Here is a 258-nt window from a genome sequence, read left to right as displayed (position 1 = left end):
AAAGCAGAGTGTGCAGCTTTGTTCATCATTTTATTGATGGCACGCACTTCTTTTTTATGCATACCCGGAGTATCCACAAAAACTGCCTGCGACTTTTCACGGCTATCAATACCAATGATTTTATGGCGAGTGGTTTGCGGTTTACGTGAAGTAATCGATAACTTTTGACCTAACTGCTATGGTTCATTAAAGTTCTGTTGAGCATTCTTTCTAAAAGAAAAACCTCCATTCGGAGGTTATTCTTATTTGTGCATAATT

Annotated in this window: 1 pseudogene; it reads right to left on the bottom strand. The window is 38.0% G+C overall.

The window, feature by feature from the left end:
- Positions 1 to 158: pseudogene (locus FLQ44_RS21310) on the bottom strand (GTPase); the annotation flags it as partial.
- Positions 159 to 258 lie beyond the last annotated feature (100 nt).

The organism is Vogesella mureinivorans (assembly GCF_007644035.1).
Lineage (GTDB): Bacteria > Pseudomonadota > Gammaproteobacteria > Burkholderiales > Chromobacteriaceae > Vogesella > Vogesella mureinivorans.
The sequence above is the reverse complement of the archived record's forward strand: the minus strand, read 5'-3'. Positions and strand labels throughout refer to the sequence as shown.